The organism is Marinobacterium jannaschii DSM 6295, from assembly GCF_000620085.1.
GTDB classification, from domain to species: domain Bacteria; phylum Pseudomonadota; class Gammaproteobacteria; order Pseudomonadales; family Balneatricaceae; genus Pontibacterium; species Pontibacterium jannaschii.
On sequence record NZ_KK211068.1, the window covers coordinates 103,713 to 127,101 of the forward strand.

Sequence of the window (23,389 nt, forward strand, 5' to 3'; positions counted from 1 at the left end):
TATGAACAGAGTAAAAACCTGTTTGCCCCTGATCGACGGCCAAAGATAACGGGCAACGTCGCGTCAGAGAGCCTGGAACTTCCGGGACAGGGAAGGATTTCCCTGCATCGGCAGAGACCGGATTGATAAAGCAAATACGATGCCGCTAGTTGCATCGGCCAATCAGAATCCGGTTATACGGCGCACATTACTATGCATTAAGACTACTGAGGGCAGCCAAGTTCCGCCCAATGTCCGGCCAAATCGCTACCGGTTGCAGTCATTAAAGGCGCCAGCCATTCAATCCCGGTCCGAACATCAGGGTCTTTCCATCGACCACTGAAGGCTCAGGCATCGGTCGCTGACGCTTTATCCCGGGGCGATAAATGCTCAGACAGGGCAGCGTCATACCGATGCGCGCTACATCATACAGCCTTAAGAGCCTCGGAATAAGTACCTACTCCGAGGCCATCGCACGGGGCTGATCAGAAATCGGGCAACGACGGGAGGTCGCAGGGCATATAAAGAAAAACGGGCAATATATGCCCGTTTCAAATAAGTATAGCAGCCGCCCCCAGAGCTAAGTGGCAGACAGGCGCTCGAGCAGTGCAGGCAGCTGCTGACGGAACTTGTAGAAACCGGCCTGGGCATGGGGCCAGAGTGCCCGTTGCCATTCAGACTGGTGGTAACAGATATGCGGCCTGGAGCCCTCGGGGAGGCCGGCGATCATCTGACTGATGACCAGTTGATGGATACCGGGGCAGACCCCCAGCAGCAGTACCGAATCCAGTTGGTGGCTCTGAACCCATTCGCAGAACTGCGTTTCAAGCGTTGCCAGCTGCATCAGTGTCAGTGGCTGCGGTGAGCACTCGGTCAGGTTCAGCAACGCGCCCTGACTGAAACGACTGACCTGCTGCGACACTGAGCCGGGAGAGCGGGCCTCCGTCGTGTCCAGCACCCCCAGCGCCACCGGCTGATAGGCTTCAACCAGTCCGTTGAGGTTACAAAACGCCTCAGTAGCCAGAATACCAACCCGCCCGTGCACCTCACCCGCCGCCGGAATCTCCCGGATCGCCGGCCGCATGGTGATCTCATACATCGATTCAGCCTGTTCATTGAGCTGACCGACCGGATTGAAGCGGCCGTGGGTAAAGCGACGGATATTCTCGGCCGTGGCAACATAGTGTTTACCCCGGGTGTGCAACCCGGCCACCGAGCGCCATGACAGGGTATTGGAAGAGCTGTCGCCATCCAGCATACGGCGCATAAACAGGTCGGCCCCCAGCTGCCAGGGGAGTTGCAGGGTGAAAATCCAGATACTGGCAAACCACATCCGGGCGTGGTTGTGCAGGTAGCCGGTTTGCTGCATCTCGCGCGACCAGCTGTCAAAACAGTCGATGCCGGTCTGGCCCTGGCAGGCATTGTGATAACACTCTGCCAGCTCTATATCCTGTTGCATCGATGTCAGCCGATCTGCCACATCACTGTGGTAGTCCAACCAGATCTGAGGGTGCATCATCATCCAGCCCTGCCAGTAACTGCGCCAGGAAACCTCCTCAATAAACTTGTTGGCCGCCTCGGCACTGTGCTGCGCCAGTACCGCCTTAATCACTTCCGCTTCCTCCAACAGGCCGTAACGAAAATAGGGTGACAATCCGGACACCCACTTATGCTGACCCTCGCCCAGGTCTTCATTCCGATGGCTCTGATAACTGCGCCCGGCACGTGGCACGAAGTCATTCAACCGAGACAATGCAGCCTCCCGGGATGGATACCAGTTTTCAGCTATCTTGTTCACAGTGTTTCTCCTGCCCTGCCCCGACAGAGCGTGGAGTCTGTTGTTCTGTTTAATTCAGACTCCGGGTTTCAGATTGATGGTTTCTGTTTCCTCTCTCCATTACGTCTTAAGGCCATACAGTGGTTTACTCTAACGGCAAAAATGCCCACGGGGGTCAGGCATTGTGCCCACTATATTTAACGACGGGCCTTAGGGTGATACGCCAATCACCCGGGCGGCAAAGCAGAAAACAGGCGCCATCTCATGTGAGGCAAAACAGGTCTCTGCATCAGCCGTCGCTGGTAATTATTTCGCAGCGCAACATAAAGGTAGACGAGTTTTACCGATACAGTAACCGGCGATATGTTCTGTGATCTGTACAGGAGTCGTGAACGATAAGCGTGACCCAGTAGCCGGTTCTACTGGCAGGAAACTGGCCGTAATGAATAAATTACAGCGCTGTAAAGGAATGAAGATCTATGTCTCTCCGCGCCTTTAACCTGAGAGATGCAGAGTATCCGTGCCCTGTGAACTGCCATGACGATCGTCCTGACGCTCTCAGTACCAATCCCTGCCTCATGACCTGTGAACACCGGATAGTCCTCTTCGGACAGCGTTCAACAGGCTTCTAACTGGAGTATAGATCCGAATACAGGATGTAAAGCTGTTATCTGATAAATTTTATCGGAGATATAGCCCCATCGCGGACACGACAGGGCCTTGGGGGATAGATCAGTTAAATACGCCGGTGGACAGGTAACGGTCGCCACGGTCGCAGATAATGCAGACAATCACCGCATTCTTAACCTGTTTCGACAGGCGCAGGGCACCGGCAACGGCACCACCGGAGGAGACGCCACAGAAGATCCCCTCCCGGGTGGCCAGGTCCTTCATGGTCTGTTCCGCTTCGGTCTGGTTGATATCCAGGATGGAATCGACCCGCGCAGCATCGAAGATCGATGGCAGGTATTCTTCAGGCCAGCGGCGGATGCCTGGAATCTGCGAGCCGTCTTCCGGTTGCAGGCCGACGATCTGCACATCACTGTTCTGTTCTTTCAGGTAGCGTGAGGTACCCATGATAGTACCGGTGGTGCCCATAGAGCTGACGAAGTGCGTGACCTGCCCGTCCGTCTGCTGCCAGATCTCCGGTCCGGTGCCGCGATAGTGTGCTTCGGGGTTATCCAGGTTGGCGAACTGATCAAGCACGATGCCCTGCCCCTCTTCCTGCAGTGCCGCCGCCAGGTCCCGGGCGCCTTCCATCCCCTGCTCCTGAGTGACCTCGATCAGCTCGGCACCGTAAGCCGTCATCGAGGCCTTACGTTCCATGCTCATATTGTCCGGCATGATCAGCTTCATCTTGTAGCCCTTGATCGCCGCTGCCATCGCCAGCGCGATACCGGTGTTACCGGAAGTCGCCTCGATCAGCGTATCACCGGGCTTGATCGCGCCGCGCTCTTCCGCCAGCTGGATCATACTCAGGGCCGGACGATCTTTAACCGAGCCTGCCGGGTTATTGCCTTCAAGCTTACACAGGATGGTGTTGCCGTTCTCCTGACCGAGTCGCTGCAGACGCACCAGCGGAGTTTTACCCACGTAATCTTCAATGGTCGGGAACTGAATGCTCATAAACCTCACCTTCACGGTTACAAGCTTGTAACCAAAAGAAATAAAAAAGGAATTTTATATACCCTATAGCAGGACACGGAATACTACTGATGGTTCCCGGAAAGTACAAGCAAGGTGGAGTAAACGCAACTGGCCTGTCGTATTGGCTCCAGCCTGTGTCAGATGCTGGATCTAGCAACAGTAGCGGCAGCTGGCTATTTTATAGGATTTTAAGCTCCGGCCCGGCTCAGGGTCCGGGCAGAAATGAACTGTTTTTCCGAGGTAAGCCACATGACGACAGCCGTCGCCCCCAACGACGCATTGGCGCGCTGGCAGCAGCCCCATCCGGATTTCGCTTCCGGCCATGATATGCGCAGCAGCGAAAACGGCCTGCTCAATTTGTTCTATGGCAGCCTGGAGCACGCCGCACGTTATCAATGGCTCAATGCCGGACGCACCCTGGTCGATAAGACCTACCTGCGTATCCTCTGGAGTAGCTGCGACATGGCCCCGGTTGCCACCACTTATGACCAGCTGGCCTCGAATCTGGACAGCTTTATCCGCGACCGGATCAGCGCGCACTGGGAGCAGCTGGATGAACTGGATCACGACCAGCGTCATCAGCTGGCGATCGAACTGGTCGAGCAGGCCGCCATTGCGGTCTTCCCCGGTAACCCTAACTGGCGGGCTGCCAGCATGCTGCTGTTCTTCCTGTGCCCGCAATTACCGGTCTTTGCCTGGCATCATGAACTGCAGTCGCCGCAGAGCGACTCTCAGGAGCCAGCCGGATATGCCGGTTATCATGCGTACTGCCGCCAGCGACTGGCTCAGAAGCTGCCACACAGCGCCACCCCGCCCGCCGCCGTTCAGGGTGACGAGCGCCAGTGTAAACTGATCGACCGGCTGCTGAGCCGCGGCGACTGGTGGCAGCGCCGCTGCCTGTTCAGCCGCTGAGCGGTTGCAACAGAAATGCCCCGGCACTGAAATAAAACCGTGATATGCGCTACATAAAGGCGAAAAGCGGTCTAGACTGAAGTCGGACATCCTTGATCTTTGAGCTCGCCACGGCGGGCTTTTTTATGTCTGCTCGCCAGGATTCTGCGGCCGAATCCGGCACCGGACAACCTGCCCGGCCGTCCGGTTTCCGCGCGGCGGGAGCAGCCACCAGCGCCAGGAAAAACGCCGGAAAAAAAGCCCCTCAATGAGGGGCCAGGAAAGAATGCATCTGTTTCTTCAGCCGCACAATGAACGCCTGCAGAAACCTCGCCGGGGAAGGAATCGGTAACAGATCAACGGCGCAACCCACTGTTACTGATTCAGGTCTCTGATCCGTTGGGCTAAAAGTCGCCGGGGCGATAACCGGCAACAACAGTCAGAAACTTTTGTCACCGGCACACTGATCAGCCGGCAACAAAATCCTTGCTAAGTCAGGCTACCCGAAGCGTTCCGGCCGCCTCCAGCTGCTGCATCGACATCGCCAGCCGGATACGGTTATCCACATTCAGCTTGCGGTAGATATTCGACACATGGCCCTTGATGGTGTTTTCCGTAACCTGCATCTGCCGCGCAATCTGCTTGTTCATCAGGCCGTCCTTCAGGTGCATCAGTACGCACTTCTCTTTTGCCGACAACTGCTCCAGGCCGGACTGCAGGCTGACTTTTTCACTGGCCTGCATCCAGTGGTATTTATCCAGCTCCGGACGCCAGAAGTCGCCCTGCAGGATACAGCGCACCGCTTCAAACAGCTTACGTCCATCCAGTGAGCGCAGGCTGATGCCGCGGGCTCCGGCCTGAAACAGGCTGCGTACACTGTCGGAATTCACCGTCTCACAGAGTACCAGCGCCGGAACCTCATATTGCTGCAGCAGTGCGTCTAGCTGCGCATACTGGCGCAGGCCGTTAACACCACTATCAAGCAACAGCAGGTCCAGATCATCACGGCAGTGAAGAATCGCTTCCAGTTCCTGCCAGGAATCAGCGGCAAAGGCACAGAGTTCTACGCCGGCAGCGTGCAACGCCTGCTCGATGCCCTGACGGTAGAGCGGTGAAGAATCTGCGATAACAACTTTCAGAAGAGCAGCCATAAACACCTCCGACAACGGTTAGCTGATTAAATGAGATCAGGCCAGTTCGCGCTGCAGGCGCTCACGCTCGTCGGGGCTGTACTGTACGTAACCTACGGGGATATGGTCGTTGATGGCATCACGCACCTGCTGGGCGTCTTCAGCGCTGAAACCGCCACAGAGTTCGATCAGCTGGATACGCTTGGTGATCATCTCCTGCGCCACCATACAGGCTTCGGCAACAGAGCTGACACCGGCAACCGCACAATCAAAGTCATCACTGCTAACGCGGCCATGGTGTTTAAACATTTCCAGACTGGGAGCTTTTACGATAAAGCCGTAACGTTGTAGAGCCATAGTTGGTCTCCGGATATTGTTATTGTTTTCAATCTATTAAAGCCGGTGTTGGCACTGAGGCTTAGAGCCAGACAATTTGAAAATGTAGAACCAGCTCAGAAGCAGCGGTAAGCGGTAAGCGGTAAGCGGTAAGCGGTAAGCGGTAAGCGGTAAGCGGTAAGCGGTAAGCGGTAAGCGGTAAGCGGTAAGCCAGCAGCAGAGCTTGTGGCTTGTAGCTTGTAGCCCGCAGACAAAGAAAAGGGATCACCTGAGTCAGGGATCCCGAAAGAGTGGAGAGAGTAAAACAACTTACTGAGGGAAAATCTGTTTACAGCGACTGAGACTGCACCACGGTAATGGCGATCACATTCACCACATCATTAGCGCTGCAGCCCCGGGAGAGGTCGTTGGCTGGTTTTCTCAGCCCCTGCAGGATCGGTCCTATCGCCTCGGCCTTACCAATACGCTCGGCCAGCTTGTAGCCGATATTGCCCGCCTCAAGGTTCGGGAACACCAGTACATTGGCCTTGCCGTGGGTTTCCGAGTGCGCCACCTTACGTTCGGCTATTTCGGAGACGATAGCCGCATCCAGCTGCACATCGCCATCAATCGCCAGGTCAGGATGCTGCTCTTTGACGATTCGGGTCGCTTCCACCACCTTATCCACCGCCGAGTGGCTGGCACTGCCGCTGGTGGAGAAGGACAGCATCGCCACCCGCGGCTCTTCGCCCAGCAGGTTGCGGGCACTGGCCGAGGCCGACATGGCGATCTGCGCCAGCTGCGGAGCATCGGGATTAATCACCAGTCCACAGTCAGAGAAGATCACGCCGCCCTTAAGTTCATGAAACGGCTCACAGAGCATCATCAGGAAGAAACTGGACACCATGCTGGCATCTTCGGCCATGCCGATAATCTGGATCGCCGCCCGCACCGTATCGCCGGTGGTATAGACCGCACCACAGACAGAGCCATCGGCATCACCCAGGTGCACCATCATCTGGGCATAGTGCAGCGGATCACGCATCAGCTCGGCCGCTTTCTCCGGGGTCATCCCCTTGGCTTTGCGCAGCTCATAGAAGGTCTCGGCATAACGTCCCGCATCCGCCGCTTCCGCCGGGTTAACCAGCGATACACCATCCAGCGCCAGCCCCTGTTCGGCGGCATTGGCACGAATCACGGATGCATCACCCAGCAGAGTGATATGGGCGATACCGCGGGCCGTTGCGGTTACCGCCGCCTCAAGAATACGCGGGTCCTCGCCCTCAGCCAGCACCACACGGCGCGGGTCTTCACTGGCGCGTCTGAAAATATTATTCAAAGCCTTCATCAGCAATTCCTTCTTATTATTCTTGAATGGCGGGACAGCCTGTGAATAAAGCACTCCGCGAGTACGCTATTCAGAGGCCTCTCACGGCAACAGGGCCGTAGTGAGAAAAAACCGAAGGCCGGAGGCCTTCGGTCGAGAGACAGGGTTCCGGACGGAACCCTGCGATAACAGAGACTTATACGTAGTCTTTGTATTTTTCCAGGTGACGAACCGGCTTGGACAATGCATCGCGGCGGAACGGGTCGCCCAGCTCACGCGTACACATGATCTCGATAACGGTCGTCTTGCCTTCTTCCATCTGCTGACGGATCGCTTCTTTCAGCGTAGGACCGATATCTTCCAGCTTGTCTACAGTCACACCCTCAGCACCCATGGCGCGGGCGATGCCTGCGAAGCTCTGGTTTTCCAGCTCACCGGCGACGAAGCGACGGTTGTAGAAATCCACCTGGTTCTTCTTCTCAGCACCCCACTGACGGTTGTGGAATACGATAGAAGTTACCGGGATATTTTCACGTACACAGGTCATGATTTCCATCATGGACATGCCCCAGGCACCGTCACCCGCGTAAGAGATACCCGGACGGTCCGGCGCAGCAACTTTAGCACCGATCATCGTTGGCAGCGCGTAGCCACAGTTACCGAAGGACATCGCTGCGAAGAAAGAACGCGGACGCTCGAAACGCAGGTAGCTGTTGGATACGGAGTTGATGTTACCGATATCGGTGGACACCATAACGTCTGCAGGCATGGCTTTTTCCAGCTCACGCAGAACCTGACGTGGGTGCAGATAGCTGCCGTCTTCACCGGCCTGTTCAGCGATCATATCCAGAGAGTATTCATCTTTCTCGTGGATCCACTCGTTCAGTTCAGCTTCCCAGGCAGCTTTTTCAGCGGCGATCTGTTCTTCACGCGCAGCGCGGTTTTCCAGACACTTAGGCGACATACCGGACAGGCGGGACAGCAGGGCTTTAGCCGCGGCTTTAGCGTCGCCACAGATGCCTACGTTGATCTTCTTAACCAGACCCAGCATCTTAGGATCGCAATCAACCTGAATGATCTTGGCGTCTTTCGGCCAGTAATCCATACCGTGCTGAGGCAGGGTACCGAATGGGCCCAGACGGGTACCCAGCGCCAGTACAACGTCAGCCTTGGCGATCAGTTTCATACCGGCTTTGGAACCCTGGTAACCCAGAGGACCACACCACATCGGGTGGGAAGCAGGGAAAGAGTCATTGTGCAGGTAGGAGTTAACAACCGGCAGGCCCAGTGCATCGGACAGTGCGATCGCTTCTTCCCAGGCATCGCCCAGTACAACACCGCCACCGGAGATCATTACCGGGAATTCAGCGCTGGCCAGCAGCTCAGCTGCATCGTTCAGAGCCTGTTCGCCACCGGCAGAACGCTCGACACGGATCGGCTCAGGGATTTCGCAATCGATATCGCCGTAGAACAGGTCACGAGGGATGTTCAGCTGAGTCGGGCCATTTTCCAGCATCGCACGGTCGAAGCAGCGACCGGTCAGCTCAGCCATACGGCTGTTGTTAGCAACAGTCACCTGGTACTTGGTGATCGTTTCGAAGAATGGCAGCTGCTGCGCTTCCTGGAAACCACCCAGACCCTGGGAGTTAGTGCCGGTTTCAGGTGTGATGCAGACAACCGGAGAGTGTGCCCAGTAAGCTGCAGCGATTGCAGTTACGAAGTTAGTGATACCAGGACCGTTCTGGGCGATACAAACACCGTGACGACCGGATACACGGGAGTAACCATCAGCCATATGGCCTGCACCCTGCTCGTGTACAACCGGGATCAGACGAATGCCCGCCGGGGTAAAGATATCCATTGCATCCATGAATGCAGAACCCATGATGCCGAAGCAATCTGTTACACCGTTAGCAACGAGGGTTTCCACCATCGCTTCACTAGGAGTCATACGTGCCATATTTCGTATACCTTCTTATTGTTGTTGCAGCCCTGTGGCTGACATCACTCGAAATAATCGCCCCAGGGGCGCCCGGTTTGCCGTTTGCGTGGCCAGCAGGGTCAATCACTGTAGCCGCTGCTGACCTGCATGTTTTCAGGTGGTTTTAGATTAGGAGGGCACCGGCTAAGGGAGTAGGGCCAGTTTAATGCGGCATCTTGCGCCAGCGGCAAAGCCTTGCGGTGTGGGGGCTGCAGAGGATTGGGCCAGTGCAGAAAGTTGGATACGGCCAGTACCAGAGTCGAATACCGGCCTCAAAAGGAGGTTTTGACTGCGGCCCCGAATGAGGCCGCAGTGACCAGATGATCAGCGACTGTACAGCGCCGGCCCCGTCAGAGGGGGCAGATAGCGCACTATAGCGCCCGCTTCTTCCACAGATAATAGACCGCCGGCAGCAACAACAGGGTCAGCACCACGGCGCTGGCCATCCCGCCCACCATCGGTGCGGCGATACGCTGCATCACCTCAGATCCCGCGCCGCTGCCATACATGATCGGCAACAGGCCGGCGATGACCGCCGCCACCGTCATCATCACCGGCCGTACCCGTAACCCGGCCCCGTTGATCACCGCCTGACGCAGCTCGGCCTCGCCAAACCCCGCAGGATATTGCCGGCAGGTCTCACGGTAGGACTGGTTGAGGTAGACCAGCATAATCACGCCGATCTCCACCGCCACCCCGGCCAGGGCGATAAAGCCGACCCCGACCGCCACCGAAAAATTGAAACCCTGCAGGTACATCAGCCAGATCCCGCCGACCATCGCCAGCGGCAAGGTCCCCATAATAATCGCCACTTCGGCAAAGCGGCGAAAGTTGAGATAGAGCAGCAACACGATGATCGCCAGCGTCAGTGGCACCACATAGCTCAGGCGCTCCTTGGCCCGGATCAGGTACTCATACTGCCCCGACCAGTTGAGCGAATAGCCCGGCGGCAGATCGAGCAGTTCGGCCACCCGCTGCTGCGCCTCGGCGACATAGGAACCCAGGTCGCGGCCCTCGATATCCACCAGGGTCCAGCCATTGGGACGGGCGTTCTCGCTCTTGATCCCCGGCGGGCCATCGGCGATATAGATATCCGCCACATCGGCCAGGGCGATCTGCTGCCCGGCCTTAGTCACCAGCGGCAGCATACGCAGCTGCTCCACCGAGTCACGGTAGCCCTGTGGATAACGCAGACTGATCGGATAGCGCTCCAGCCCCTCGATACTCTGGGCAATATTCATCCCGCCGACCGCCGTGGCAATAACTCCCTGGATATCCGCAATATTGAGACCGTAGCGCGCAGCCCGAGCACGGCGGATATCCACATTGACATAGCGCCCACCGGCCACCCGTTCGCTGTAAACCGAGGCGGTGCCCGGCAGGTCGGCGAGGATGATTTCCAGCTGCTGGCCGATCTGCTGGATCACCGCCAGATCCGGCCCACCCACCTTGATCCCCACCGGGGTTTTAATACCGGTGGCGAGCATATCGATGCGGGTCTTGATCGGCATCACCCAGGCATTGGTCAGTCCAGGAATCTGCACCACTTTATCCAGCTCACGGCGGATCTTCTCCGGCGTCATGCCCGGGCGCCACTCGCTGCGCGGTTTGAACTGGATAAAGGTCTCGATCATCGTCAGCGGTGCCGGATCGGTAGCGGTATCGGCCCGGCCGATCTTGCCGAACACGGTATCCACCTCCGGTACGCTACGGATCAGCTTATCGGTCTGCTGCAGGATCTCCCGCGCCTTGCCCACCGACACGCCCGGGTAAGTACTAGGCATATACATCAGGTCGCCCTCATCCAGCGGCGGGATAAACTCGCTGCCCAGCTTGTCCAACGGCCAGAAGCCCAGGCCGGTCACCAGCAGCGCCAGCAGGATGGTCATCTTCGGCCATAACAGAACCCGGCGGATCACCGGCAGGTAGAGCGCCGTCAGCAGGCGGTTAAGCGGGTTTTTATGCTCCGGCAGCACCTTGCCGCGGATAAAGTAGCCCATCAGCACCGGCACCAGAGTAATCGCCAGCCCGGCCGAGGCGGCCATGGCATAGGTCTTGGTGTAAGCCAGCGGCGAGAACATCCGCCCCTCCTGTGCCTCCAGGGTAAACACCGGCAGGAAGCTCATGGTGATAATCAGCAGGCTGAAGAACAGCGCCGGGCCGACCTCTGCCGCCGCCTCGGCGATCACCTGCCAGCGGTTTTCATCGGTCAGCGGAGTACGCTCAATATGCTTGTGTACATTCTCGATCATCACGATGGCACCATCCACCATCGCCCCGATAGCGATGGCGATACCGCCAAGGGACATGATATTGGCGTTGATCCCCTGGTAATACATGATGATAAAGGCCACCAGCATGCCCACCGGCAGGCTGATAATCACCACCAGCGAGCTGCGGAAGTGGAACAGGAAGATGGCACAGACCACCACAACCACCAGAAACTCTTCCAGCAGTTTCTCGAACAGGTTCTCCACCGCCGCGCCGATCAGGCCGGAGCGGTCATAGACCGTGACGATCTCCACCCCTTCCGGCAGGCCCTGCTTCAATGCCGCCAGCCGCTCCTTAACACCATCGATGGTGCGCTGGGCGTTCTCGCCGAAGCGCATCACCACCACGCCGCCGACCGTCTCACCCTCGCCGTTCAGCTCGGCAATTCCACGGCGCATCTGCGGCCCGGTGCCGATCTCGGCCACATCCGACAGCAACAGTGGCGTACCGTTCTGATTCACGCCCAGCGGGATATTACGCAGCGCTTCAACACCGTCGATATAACCGCTGGCACGTACCATATACTCCGCCTCAGCCAGTTCCAGCACCGAAGCGCCGGTCTCCTGGTTGCCTCGCTGGATGGCGGTACGGATCTGTGCCAGCGGGATACTCAGTGCCCGTAACTTATCCGGATCGACCCTTACCTGATACTGCTTCACCATACCGCCCACGGTGGCCACTTCGGACACCCCCGGCACGGTCTGCAGCTCATACTTCAGGAACCAGTCCTGCAACGAGCGTAACTGGGCCAGATCATGCTGTCCGGTTCGATCGATCAGACTGTAGATATAGACCCAGCCGACACCGGTGGCATCCGGCCCCAGTTGCGGCTTGGCCGTTGCAGGCAGGTTGGGTGCCACCTGACTGAGGTATTCGAGTACCCGGCTACGCGCCCAGTAGAGATCGGTATCCTCATCGAAGATGACATAGACATAGGAATCGCCGAAGAAGGAGAAACCGCGCACCGTCTGCGCCCCCGGCACCGACAGCATGGCGGTGGTCAGGGGATAGGTGACCTGATCCTCCACCACCTGGGGCGCCTGCCCCGGATAGCTGGTTTTGATAATCACCTGCACATCGGACAGATCGGGAATCGCATCGATCGGGGTGTTCTTTACCGTGAAGGCCCCCCAGCCGATCAGGATCAGGGTTGCCAGCAGCACCAGAAAGCGGTTGACCAGCGACCAGCGGATAATGGCTTCAATCATTTAGCACCTCCGCTACCGCTGCCACGCGGCCCGGCCTGATCGGGAATCCGCAGCTGTACGATCCGCACCATGGTTTCGCTGCCATCAAGCTGCATCAGCACCTTCAGGCCCGGCGTCAGCTGATAGATATCCAGTGTTTGCTGCAGGCTTTCGGCAATCGGTGCAATCATCACCATCTGCGGCATCCCCCAGCGGGTGACCTCGCCATGACGGAAACGCAGCAGCTGGTTGTCGGGATCGATCTGTATAATCTCCGCCTCAACCCAGGCGGTCGGAAACACCACCTCATCGCTGCTGATCCGCTTCAGGTCGGAATTGACCGCCGATTCGGAATCGAGCAGGAACTGGGCCGAGGTCACCACCCGGTCACCGAGCTCCAGGCCATCGAGAATCAGCACCTGATCAGCGACCCGTTCACCCGGCATGACGGCGATCGATTTAAACCGCCCCTCCCCCAGCGCCAGCACCACCCGGTTCTGGTTGCCGGTACGGATCAGTGCCTCCGCCGGGATATGCAGTTCGCTGGCGGTATCGGTTCCGGCAATAGTGACGCGGGCAAACATATTGGGTTTCAGGCGGCCATCCTCATTGGCAAAGCGTAGCCGCACCCGCTGGGTACGGTTTTTCGCGTCCAGGGTCGGATAGATATAATCCACCTGCCCCTGCCAGACACGGCCCGGGGCATAATCCAGCTGCATCTGCACCGGGTTACCGACACGCACGGCACCCGCCTGGCGTTCAAACAGCTCGGCGGTCACCCAGACCTGGTCCAGCGGACCCAGGGTCATCATGCTCATCTCCGGTTTCACGAACATGCCGTTGCGCACAGCCAGTTCGTTAACATAGCCAGCGCGCGGGGCATAGACGGTGACCGCCTCCTGAGCACGGCCGCGCCGGGCCAGCGTCCTGATCTGGCTGACTGAAACATCCAGCGCCCGCAGTTTGTCGCGGGCCGAGCGCTGCAACAGCTGATTGCGGCTGCGCAACGCGGTCAGATACTCCTCCTGGGCGTTGACCAGTTGTGGCGAGTACAGCTCATACAGCGGCGCGCCCTTTTCCACATAGCTGCCATTGCTGCGCACATGTAACTTGCGAATCCAGCCCGGCAGGCGGCTGTGGATATGCTGCAACTGGTCCTCGTCAAAGCCGACATAGCCGACAGTGTCGACCCGCCGAGTCAGGGGGCCAAAGCCCACCTCGGCACTGCGTACACCAAGGTTATTCACCACTTCAGGGCTGATCTTCACCGTGCCCGGTGAATCGCCATTCAGGTCTTCGGCATAGACCGGCACCAGCTCCATCCCCATCGGAGACAGGCCGGGCTTATCACGGCGGTAGTTAGCATCCATCGGCGCCACCCAGTACAGCGGCTCATTAGCGTCTGCAGTGCCGTCCTGGCTTTCACCGCTGCCTGTTACCGCAAACTGCGGCAGGTATTTCGGTAACAGCTGGGTGCTGATCAGGTGACCGGCAGCGATACCGATCAGCAGGATAGTCAGGGTTGATAGTATTTTCTTCATAGCCTCAATCGCGGTCACCCGCCTCCGTTTGCAGCAGGTAGTTCAGTCCCAGCTGGTTCTTTTGCTGCGCACTTTGCAGTTCGATCTGTTGCAGCCGGGTATCCAGCTCGGTGATCGCGGCGCGCATCACCTCGTCAAAGCCGCCATTACCGGCGGAGTAGGACTGCAGCGCAGCTTCACGGCGCTGGGCCAGCTGCGGCAGCAGCTTCAGCTCAAACAGCGCCTGGCGCTCACCCAGCCGTTGCTGTTCGGCATGCAGGGTTTCGAACTGCCCCCGCATCTGCTGCAACAGCAGCAGGCGGGCTTCCCGCGCTGCTTCGACCCGGCTGCGGGCGGCATTGCGGGCCGGGTCCTGCTTCTTCTCTGTAAACAGGGGCAGGTCAAAGCTGACAGCGGCACTGAAGAAATCCGCCCGCTCGCGGCCACCGGGCATATCATCACGGTAGCCATAGCCCAGATCGACTTTATAGGCGGGCTTGTAGGCTTGTTCGGCCAGCTCGACCTGCTTGCGCGCTATATCGATCTGCTGCTCGGCCAGCAACACCCGCGGATGGGCCATCAGCCGCTGCGGTAGCCGTTGAAAGTCAACGCTATGGTGATCCAACTCGGGGCGGTGACGGGACACCAGCTGACGACTCTGTTCCAGCGGCAACCACTGCGCCAGCTGGCCCCGCTTGCTGTCGCGCAGCTGGCGTAAACGGCTGATGCGGTCATCCAGCCGGGTCAGTTCCAGCTCTGCCCGTACCAGGTCGCTGCTGCGGCTGACGCCGGCGCGGTAGTTGGCTTCGGCCACATCCACCAGCTGGCTGAACAACGCCCGGTTGCGTTCAATCAGGCGGATCTGCGCCTGGCTGCTGTATAGATCCAGCCATAACTGGCCGACCTGTTTGCGAATCTGTCCACGGCGCTCCATCCGCGCCAGCGGGTTACGCCCGGCCATCAGTTGCAGCCGTTGCTGCTGCAGCTGCAGGCTGTTACCACGGGGAAACACCTGTGACAGGCCCAGCTGCAGCTGGGTCATATTTTCCTGATCGATATCGAAGCTATCGGTAGGCAGATTGGCCAGTGCCAGTCGCATCGTCGGGTCGGGCAGCGCCGCCGCAGCGGTGGCTTCGTGGCGCAGCGCCTGCTCTTCCGCCCGGTTCTGCTGTTGCCAGCGATCCTGCTGCAGGGCGCCCTCGGTAGCCTGTTGCAGCGTCAGTGCCGCCAGCACCGGCTGGGCAACAGCACTGAGCCCAGCAGCCAGCAGCACAGGTCGCAGATGATAAATAACTCGGTGAGACATAAGCGTCCCCTATATTTCAGATAGCAGAGTGCCTCCCTTAGGGTAGGCTCCAACAGTGAAATAGTGGGGGTTTTAATTGCGGAATACGGCCAGCAACAGGTGGCGGCGCGGATAACCACGCAGGAAAGATCGCTCCGCTGAGAAGGGGTCTGAGGCGTAGCGTAACAGGCGTAGCTGGGTCAGCAGCTGGATAACCAGCAGCAACGTGCTCAGCCAGAGGATCGGGGTAAAGTGTGCCGCATCGAAACTGATACCGGCGCTGAGCAGTTTATCCTGCAGTAGCTGACAACCGCTGCTGCTGTCTTCGCAACAGGCCATGGTCATTGCTATCGTGGGTGTGTCCGCTGCAGCCATCGGCATCGCGTGTCCCATCGCGGCATGATCGACCGCCGGAGTTTTGTCCCCTTGTGCGATCAGCTGATGGGGCTCACCCTGTGGGAATGTCTGCGCCATCGCAGGCGGATTCAGCAGCGTCAGTAGCGGCTCGCTCAATCCACGCAGGCAGTTACCGAACAGGCACAGCAACAGGAACAGCACCAGCCAGCTGGCTGCTTGTCCGTCGCGCTTGTTCAGTCTCTGCAACATCATGGGATCGCTTCAATTCCTTTGTCTCGGCTCCCTGAACAGGGCCGGAGTCTTTGCATTAAGAGCGGCAGCCTACCGTTTAGTTCCGCCAAAAGCAAAACAGGCCGGAAAAAACCGGCCTGCAGGCGTTCAGCTGATCTGGCCGTTAATCCACCAGCGACTGAATCAACTCGGCCAGGCGCTTGATGCCCGGCTCGATCCGATCGGTAGAGATCGAAGAGTACCCCAGGCGGAAGTAGTTCAGCGGCGGTGTCTCGCCCATAAAGTGGATATCACCCGGCTCAATCAGGATACCGTTTTCCGCCGCGGCCTCGCGCAGTTTATGGGTATCCAGACCTTCAGGGCCTTTCACCCAGTAGCAGGAACCGCCAAAGGTCGGCTGGGTGAAGGAGTCCGGCAGGTACTTGCTCAGCGCTTCCTCCATCGCATGCCAGCGCGCCTCATAGGTGCGGGCGATATTCATAATCAGGGCATCGTTATAGCCGCGCTCAAGGAACAGCGCCACCGAGCGCTGGTTGTTGGCCGCCGGGTGGCGCACCATCAGCCGGCGCAGGGCACGGGCTTCCTTGATAAATTCCTCCGGACCGACCAGATATCCCATGCGCAGGCCCGGTGCCAGGGTCTTGGAGAGGGATCCCACATAGAGCACCCGGTCGTTCTTATCGAGGCTTTTCAGCGCCGGAATCGGGTTGGACTTGAAGTTGGTTTCACTCTCATAGTCATCCTCGATAATCAGGAAGTCTTCCTCTTCCGCCTTTTTCAGCAACTCATAACGGCGCTCGATCGGCATGGTAACCGTGGTCGGGCACTGGTGGCTCGGCGTGGTGTAGACACAATCGCACTCCGACAGTTCTTCACCCACCTGCATTCCCTGTCCGTCGACCGGAATCGGCTTGATCTGGCCCGGGCTGAGGCTGCAGATATTACGGATATCCACATAGCCGGGGTCTTCCAACCCCATCACACTGTCGCTGTCGAGCAGTAGTTGAGCCAGGATATAGAGCGCCTGCTGCGCCCCCACGGTAACCAGGATCTGTTCCGGCGAGGCCCAGACGCCACGGCGTGGCAGCAGCCGGGTGCGGATCTGCTCGACCAGCAGCGGGTCATCATTATCGAACCGGTCGGCAGCCCAGTCACGGATCGCCGGCACACTGACTGCATCGCGACAGCACTCGCGCCAGTTATTGGTGGGAAACAGGTTGGTATCAAACTGGCCGTAGATAAAGGGATAGTCGTAACGCTGCCAGTCCCGCGCCTTGTGCATATTACGCTGCGAGGACGGCTGAACCTTCAGGCAGCGGCTCCAGTCAGGCTTATGCCCGGTGTCATCGTCAGAGGTCACAACCGGCCCTGCTGCGACATTAACCTTACCTGCCAGAATATCCGGGTTAACGTAATATCCACTGCGCTCCTTGGCGATCAGATAACCGTCATCCAACAGGTGCTCATACGCCAGCACCACCGTATTGCGCGCCACATTCAGCTGCTTGGCCAGCTTACGGCTGGAAGGAAGCGGACTGTTAAGTGGAATATTGCCATTCAGGATGGCTGAGGCAATCTGCTCACGCAGCTGCTGCTGCAGACTGGTGTCTTTGTCCGCAGACAGGTGGAAAAGTTGAAACATGCATTAACCTTAGACCTGCAGTCACCGGCTCGGGCTGCGCCCGGGTACTGCCTTATTATTGTTATCTCCCTGGCTGCGAACGGGTGGGAATGCCCGGCATTACCACACCAACGTCGAATATCCAGCCACGCTCAAAATTACTGACTCAGAGGCTAGTGCGCAATCCCTGCATGCAAAGTACTTGTTAATTAAAGACGATTCATTGAGTTCGCGCTGGATTAGGAGGCTGTAAATATGCCTGCCGGCAGCAGCCCCGAAACGAAAAAACCACCCGGGACGGCGCCCCGGGTGGCTAAGGAACGACTGATCAGGTCAATCAGCTGTTAGGGCAAACTTCTGCCATTGCGGCATCCAGTGCATCGACGATGGTGTCGATATCAGCCTGGGTTGCGATCAGTGCCGGGCTCAGGCAGATAGTGTTGTTGTACTCTTTGAAAGAGCGGTTGGTGCGGCCGATGATCACGCCATTCTTCATGCAGTGACCGGCAATCGCCACGGATACACCCTCATCCACCGGCTCTTTAGTAGTGCGGTCTTTGACCAGCTCAAAGCCGGCAAACAGGCCTTTACCACGCACATCGCCGATGATGTCGTATTTTTCCATCAGCTGGTTAAGGCGACCGCGCAGGTATTCACCCTGCTGCGTCACGTTTTCCAGCAGGTTTTCGCGCTCGATGATCTCCAGGTTCACCAGTGCCGCCGCAGGACCGGCAGTACAGCCACCGAAAGTGGAGATATCGCGGAAGTAACCCAGACGGGCATCGTCATCTTCCTTAAAGGCTTCAAACACTTCTTCAGTGGTTACGGTGCAGGAGATCGCGGCATAACCGGATGCCACACCTTTCGCCATAGTCACCATATCCGGCTTGATGCCGTAGTGCTGGTAACCGAACCATTTACCGGTACGGCCCAGGCCGCAAACCACTTCGTCGATATGCAGCAGGATGTCGTACTTCTTGCAGATCTCCTGTACGCGGTCCCAATAACCCTGAGGTGGCTCGATCACGCCGCCGCCTGCAGTGATTGGCTCCAGGCAGAGTGCGCCAACTGTGTCAGCACCTTCAGCCAGGATCACTTTCTCAATCTCATCCGCCGCCCAGACACCGTAGTTGTCCAGATCAGCGCCGTCCTGTGCGCGGTATTCGCAGCAGTGTGGTACTTCAACGAAGCCCGGAGTGAACGGTCCGTACTGTGCCTTACGCTCGAACTGGCCGGTCGCGCTCAGTGCGGTGATGGTGGTGCCGTGGTAGTCACGCTCACGGAACAGGATCTTATGTTTCTTGCCGCCGTACTTCTTCTCGGCGATCTGGCGAACGATCTTGAACGCCTTCTCGTTGGCTTCAGAACCGGAGTTAGAGTAGTAAACGCGGCTCATGCCCGGCATTTTTTCGATCAGACGCTCAGCGAACTGTGCCGCCGGGATGTTACCCGCAGTCTGGGCGAAGTAGTTCATGGTCACCAGCTGATCACGTACCGCATCAGCAATCTCTGTGCGGCCGTAGCCAACGTTAACGGTCCATACCGCACCGGACACCGCATCCAGGTATTCTTTACCCTTTGCATCCCATACACGCATGCCTTCGCCTTTTACGATCATCAACGGATCGCTGTTTTCATAAGGCTTATGCTGGCTCAGGTGATGCCATACGTGCTTACGGTCCTGACCCAGTGCTTCGGCTGAATTAAATTCGTTTGCGTTAAATGCCATGCTTAACTCCTCTGAGAGTCTCTTATTGTTTTGCAGAGGCAGGAGACAGACTCCTATCTTCCAATTCCGTAGCGCCTGCTAAAGCGGGCTACAGTGCTGAACATGGCCGTTAAGCCATCAATCAGTGATGGCTCCAAAGTAATAGGCCCGGGCGGAAAGCAGTTAGAACCAGATATCAAGGCCACATGATGCCAGCACCATTTATAGGGCTAACAGCGGCGTCTGGCCTAACCGGCATGCTCTGACTGGAACTATTGGCAGCAGCTGACAGGGGCAAAAAAGCCCGCCGACAGAAACAAAAAGACCAGAGTAGCCGAAGCTACTCTGGTCTTTTCCTGAGCCAAAAGGAGTGACTCGTCGCCGCCTTCGGCTTAGCGTCCGGCCTGCTCCAGCATCACCTCGAACAGGATCTGGCAGCCCTTGGCAACCTGGCCCGGATTGGAATACTCAGCCTCGTTATGGCTGATACCACCGATCGACGGGATGAAGATCATGGAGGTCGGCACCACCGTCGACAGGTTAACCGCGTCGTGTCCGGCACCACTAGTCATGCGGGTATAGCTGAAACCCGAGGCGGCCACCGCCGCCTCCACCGCATCGACACAGTCTTCGGCAAAGGCCACCGGTGGGCTGTCCCAGATACAGTTCATCTCGATCTCGGTGCCAGTATCTGCAGCGACCCTCGCAATCAGCTCCTGCGCCGCCTGCTCCAGTGCACCGAGCCCGTCCAGCTCGGCATGTCGCAGGTCCAGTGAGAAGCGCACCTCTCCGGGTATCACATTGCGCGAGGCCTTTTCGATACTCAACTCACCGACAGTACAGCGGCTGTCACCGGCTTCACCGGAGGCGGTCAGCTCGTAGAGGCTGCTGAACACCCGGGATGCGGCATAAAGGGCATCGTGGCGATAATCCATCGGAGTCGGCCCGGCATGGGCAGAGGTGCCCTTAACCGTCACATCGTACCAGCGCATCCCCAGCACGCCGGTCACCACACCGATATCCAGCTGTTCCCGTTCCAGCACCGGGCCCTGCTCGATATGCAGTTCGAAGAAGCGGTGGATCGGATGCTCACCAACCACTTCGTCACCGGCGTAACCGATCGCCTGCAACGCATCTCCCAGACTGATCCCCTGGGCATCGCACTGCTGCAGCGCATAATCCAGCGAGAACTTGCCACTGAATACACCGGAGGCCACCATCGCCGGGGCGAAGCGAGAGCCCTCCTCGTTGGTCCAGACCGAGACTTCAACCGGGCGGCGGGTCTGGATATTGTGATCGTTCAGGCTGCGAATCACTTCCAGTCCGGCCAGGCAGCCATAGATACCGTCAAACTTGCCGCCGGTGGGCTGGGTATCCAGATGACTGCCGGTGGTGATCGGTGCGGCGTCCGGATCACTGCCCGGACGACGGGCAAAGATATTGCCGACCTGATCGACCCGGATTTCGCACCCCGCCTCGCGGCACCAGCGCACGAACAGGTCCCGCCCCTGGCGGTCCAGTTCCGTCAGCGCAAGGCGGCAGCACCCGCCCTTTTCGGTGGCACCGATTTCACCCATCTCCATCAGGCTATTCCAGATTCGGGAAGGATCAATTCTGTAGTTGTTCTGCATCGTAAGCCCCTGTGTCGCGGACCGGAGAACAAGCGCGGGCGCTCAGGCCATAAGGCCCGCCCATCCAACGCTCAGCGGCCTCTGTTAGTGGAATAATCGCATGCTGACACAGGCAAAACAGGCCGGGATATATCCCTTAAGGAATAGTCGGCGCGCGCCGGGGCGGCTCGCGTCGTCGCAGGTCAGAGGCTGCTGAGGTGAGCCAGGAACTGGGAAAAAAGCTCCGACTGGGCGGAGATATTAAGGCGGGCATAGATATTCTTGCGGTGGACTTTCACCGTACCGGTACTGATTTCAAGGGTCTCACCGATCGACCGGCTGGAGTGCCCTTGCAGGATCAGGCCGGTGATCTCCTGTTCGCGTCCGGTCAGTACGCCGCTGCCAAAACTCTGCAGCGCCTGTTCCAGGGAACTGCGTGCCGCTTTGTCATGGACATACTCCGAGGCGAGCGCCAGCCAGAACTGGTGACACAGGGCGCTGATCACCGGAAAGATCTCTTTCAGGCGCTTCTTTTCCGCCCGGGTGATGGTTCCCAGCCGTCCGGTGCGCCCCAGCGAAATGGTAAACACCACATCATTGTCCAGGCGGCAGAGGAAGATAATTTCATCATCCAGACCAAGGCCCGAGTAGCAGGTCTGAAAGTATTCGGTCTGTTCAAAGGAATCCGGCGCTATCTCCATGAGGCGATAAAGGCCTGAGGCCTGCTGTTTTCTGATGGCATTAAACAGCGGATCCAGCAGATAAAACTCTTCCAGATAGCGCCGGATCGGTGAACTCTCTTCCGCCTCAGGCCAGGACGATAACAGCACCACCGGCAGGTAATCCTGTTTATAGGTTGCGATAAGAAAAGTATCGAAATGAGCCACTTTAGCCAGAGTTTCGATGAGAACGTCGGGAAAGTTGGTCAGCCTCAGATGCTCGACCAGATGTCCCAGCGCCTTGTGCCATTGCTCTACCGGGGAGATTTCAGTCGTCACCTTTTGCCAGCCTCGCTATTCCTTTGGGGGTATATCCGGGATTTTTTCAGCAGTAGTACCGTGTTTCCACAGCAGTAGTGCCACGTCTCTACAGCATAAAACTTATAACGTGATTTATTCCACCGAGGCAAACCTATGTCTTACGATCTGCAAAAGCTCTGGGAGCAGGATAAGGACCATTTTGTTCACCCGTTTACCGACTTTTCCGTATTCCAGCAGGAAGGCTGCGACATCATCACCGAGAGCAAGGGCGAATATGTCTTCGATGGCGAAGGTAAGCGCTATCTCGACGGTATCGCCGGACTCTGGTGCGTCAACGTAGGGCATGGCCGCGAGGAACTGGGCCAGGTGATGGCCGAGCAGGCAACCCGGATGGCCTACTACTCGCCGTTTAACAACCTCTCCAATATCCCGGCTATCCAGTTATCCGCCAAACTGGCCGAGCTGGCACCGTCCAACCTCAATCATGTGTTTTACAGCTGCGGTGGCTCGGTCGCCAACGATACCACCATCCGTATCGTCCACTACTATTTCAACCAGCTGGGCAAGTCCGAGAAGAAGCAGATCATCTCGCGTAACAACGGCTACCATGGCACTACTTACGTTTCAGCGACCCTGACCGGTATCGAAAGCAACAACTGGGGCTTCGATACCAGCGACCAGTTTGTCCACCACATCAGTGAAGCCAACTGCTACCGCCGCCCGGACGGCATGGATGAAGCCCAGTACTGTGACCACCTGGTGGCGGAATTCGAGCGCAGCATCGAGGAACTGGGCGGTGCCGACAAAGTCGCCGCCTTTATCGCCGAGCCGATTATGGGTGCCGGTGGCGTACTGGTCGCTCCGGCCGGTTACCACCGCCGTATCCACCAGATCTGTAAGCAGAACCATATCCTCTACATCTCTGATGAGGTCGTGACCGCCTTCGGTCGCCTGGGCCATTTCTTCGCCTCCGAAGACGTATTCGGCATCCAGCCTGACATCATCAACTGCGCCAAGGGTCTGACCTCCGGCTATATCCCACTGGGCGCCACCCTGCTGAGTGATGATATCTACGCGGTGATCAGCAAGCCCCAGCGCGATGGTGCGGTATTCAGCACCGGTTTTACCTATTCCGGTCATCCGGTGGCCTGTGCCGTAGCCCTGAAAAATATCGAGATTATGGAACGGGAGAAGATCTGCGAAAACGTACGCGAAGTCGGCCCCTACCTGGAGCAGCAGCTGAAGACCCTGCTCGACCTGCCGATCGTCGGCGACGTGCGTGGCAGCCACTTTATGATGTGTATCGAAAGTGTCGCCGATAAGGACAGCAAAGCGCTGCTGCCAATGGAGGCCGATGTCGGCAAGCGTATCGCCCAGGAGTGCCAGAAACGCGGCCTGATCGTGCGTCCGATCGCCCACCTCAACGTCCTCTCACCACCACTAATCTGGGACCGCGCGACGGTCGACAATGTGGTCGGCATATTACGGCAGTCAATTCTGGCCACGGTAGAAAGCCTGGTTGAGGACGGCTACTACCAAACCTGATCCAGCAGCGGGGCAGCAACCTTCAGG

16 protein-coding genes are annotated in these 23,389 nt (G+C 58.0%); 2 read left to right on the forward strand and 14 right to left on the reverse strand.

All coding sequences use genetic code 11. The features are described 5' to 3' along the window. Positions 1–559: 559 nt before the first annotated feature. Positions 560–1,777, reverse strand: coding sequence for an FAD-binding domain-containing protein (locus tag Q354_RS0122175; RefSeq protein WP_027859528.1), 1,218 nt, complete (start codon positions 1,775–1,777; stop codon positions 560–562). 711 nt (positions 1,778–2,488) lie between these two features. Then, positions 2,489–3,382, reverse strand: a complete 894-nt coding sequence (gene cysM, locus Q354_RS0122180) for a cysteine synthase CysM (protein WP_027859529.1) — start codon at positions 3,380–3,382, stop codon at positions 2,489–2,491. A 270-nt stretch (positions 3,383–3,652) separates the two neighbouring features. On the opposite strand from cysM, the gene Q354_RS0122185 reads away from it, so the two are divergent. Continuing rightward, positions 3,653–4,315: a hypothetical protein gene (locus Q354_RS0122185; RefSeq protein ID WP_156948453.1), complete on the forward strand. Its 663-nt coding sequence runs from the start codon at positions 3,653–3,655 to the stop codon at positions 4,313–4,315. Positions 4,316–4,788: 473 nt separating this feature from the next. On the opposite strand, the gene Q354_RS0122190 is transcribed toward Q354_RS0122185, so the two are convergent. The 12 genes from Q354_RS0122190 to Q354_RS0122245 all read right to left on the reverse strand — a co-directional run bounded on the left by Q354_RS0122190 (position 4,789) and on the right by Q354_RS0122245 (position 21,835). Further along, positions 4,789–5,445, reverse strand: coding sequence for a response regulator transcription factor (locus Q354_RS0122190; protein WP_027859531.1), 657 nt, complete (start codon positions 5,443–5,445; stop codon positions 4,789–4,791). A 36-nt stretch (positions 5,446–5,481) separates the two neighbouring features. Then, on the reverse strand, positions 5,482–5,781 hold the full coding sequence (locus Q354_RS0122195) for a DUF6506 family protein (protein ID WP_027859532.1): 300 nt from the start codon (positions 5,779–5,781) through the stop codon (positions 5,482–5,484). A 307-nt stretch (positions 5,782–6,088) separates the two neighbouring features. Next, positions 6,089–7,087 carry a phosphate acetyltransferase gene (gene pta, locus Q354_RS0122200; RefSeq protein ID WP_027859533.1) on the reverse strand — a complete coding sequence of 333 codons (999 nt, stop codon included), beginning with the start codon at positions 7,085–7,087 and terminating at the stop codon, positions 6,089–6,091. Between the two features lie 175 nt (positions 7,088–7,262). Beyond that, positions 7,263–9,026, reverse strand: coding sequence for a sulfoacetaldehyde acetyltransferase (gene xsc / locus Q354_RS0122205; protein WP_051560537.1), 1,764 nt, complete (start codon positions 9,024–9,026; stop codon positions 7,263–7,265). 392 nt (positions 9,027–9,418) lie between these two features. Next, positions 9,419–12,526, reverse strand: a complete 3,108-nt coding sequence (locus Q354_RS0122210) for an efflux RND transporter permease subunit (RefSeq protein WP_027859535.1) — start codon at positions 12,524–12,526, stop codon at positions 9,419–9,421. Next, positions 12,523–14,046: an efflux RND transporter periplasmic adaptor subunit gene (locus Q354_RS26885; protein ID WP_156948454.1), complete on the reverse strand. Its 1,524-nt coding sequence runs from the start codon at positions 14,044–14,046 to the stop codon at positions 12,523–12,525. Before Q354_RS26885 ends, Q354_RS0122210 begins: the two co-directional genes overlap by 4 nt. Before the next feature lie 4 nt (positions 14,047–14,050). Then, positions 14,051–15,331 carry a TolC family protein gene (locus tag Q354_RS0122220; protein ID WP_027859536.1) on the reverse strand — a complete coding sequence of 427 codons (1,281 nt, stop codon included), beginning with the start codon at positions 15,329–15,331 and terminating at the stop codon, positions 14,051–14,053. A gap of 72 nt (positions 15,332–15,403) precedes the next feature. Then, positions 15,404–15,919 (reverse strand): hypothetical protein, encoded by a 516-nt coding sequence (locus Q354_RS0122225; RefSeq protein WP_027859537.1) that lies wholly within the window; start codon positions 15,917–15,919, stop codon positions 15,404–15,406. A 142-nt stretch (positions 15,920–16,061) separates the two neighbouring features. Then, the gene (pdxR, locus tag Q354_RS0122230) at positions 16,062–17,540 is read right to left on the reverse strand and encodes a MocR-like pyridoxine biosynthesis transcription factor PdxR (RefSeq protein WP_027859538.1); all 1,479 of its coding nucleotides are present in this window, start codon (positions 17,538–17,540) and stop codon (positions 16,062–16,064) included. A 316-nt stretch (positions 17,541–17,856) separates the two neighbouring features. Next, on the reverse strand, positions 17,857–19,248 hold the full coding sequence (locus Q354_RS0122235; RefSeq protein WP_027859539.1) for an aminotransferase family protein: 1,392 nt from the start codon (positions 19,246–19,248) through the stop codon (positions 17,857–17,859). Between the two features lie 371 nt (positions 19,249–19,619). Next, on the reverse strand, positions 19,620–20,858 hold the full coding sequence (locus Q354_RS0122240) for a Zn-dependent hydrolase (protein ID WP_036231192.1): 1,239 nt from the start codon (positions 20,856–20,858) through the stop codon (positions 19,620–19,622). 182 nt (positions 20,859–21,040) lie between these two features. After that, positions 21,041–21,835 (reverse strand): helix-turn-helix transcriptional regulator, encoded by a 795-nt coding sequence (locus Q354_RS0122245; protein WP_027859541.1) that lies wholly within the window; start codon positions 21,833–21,835, stop codon positions 21,041–21,043. 135 nt (positions 21,836–21,970) lie between these two features. On the opposite strand from Q354_RS0122245, the gene Q354_RS0122250 reads away from it, so the two are divergent. Then, positions 21,971–23,362, forward strand: a complete 1,392-nt coding sequence (locus tag Q354_RS0122250) for an aminotransferase (protein WP_027859542.1) — start codon at positions 21,971–21,973, stop codon at positions 23,360–23,362. The last annotated feature ends 27 nt before the right edge of the window (positions 23,363–23,389 follow it).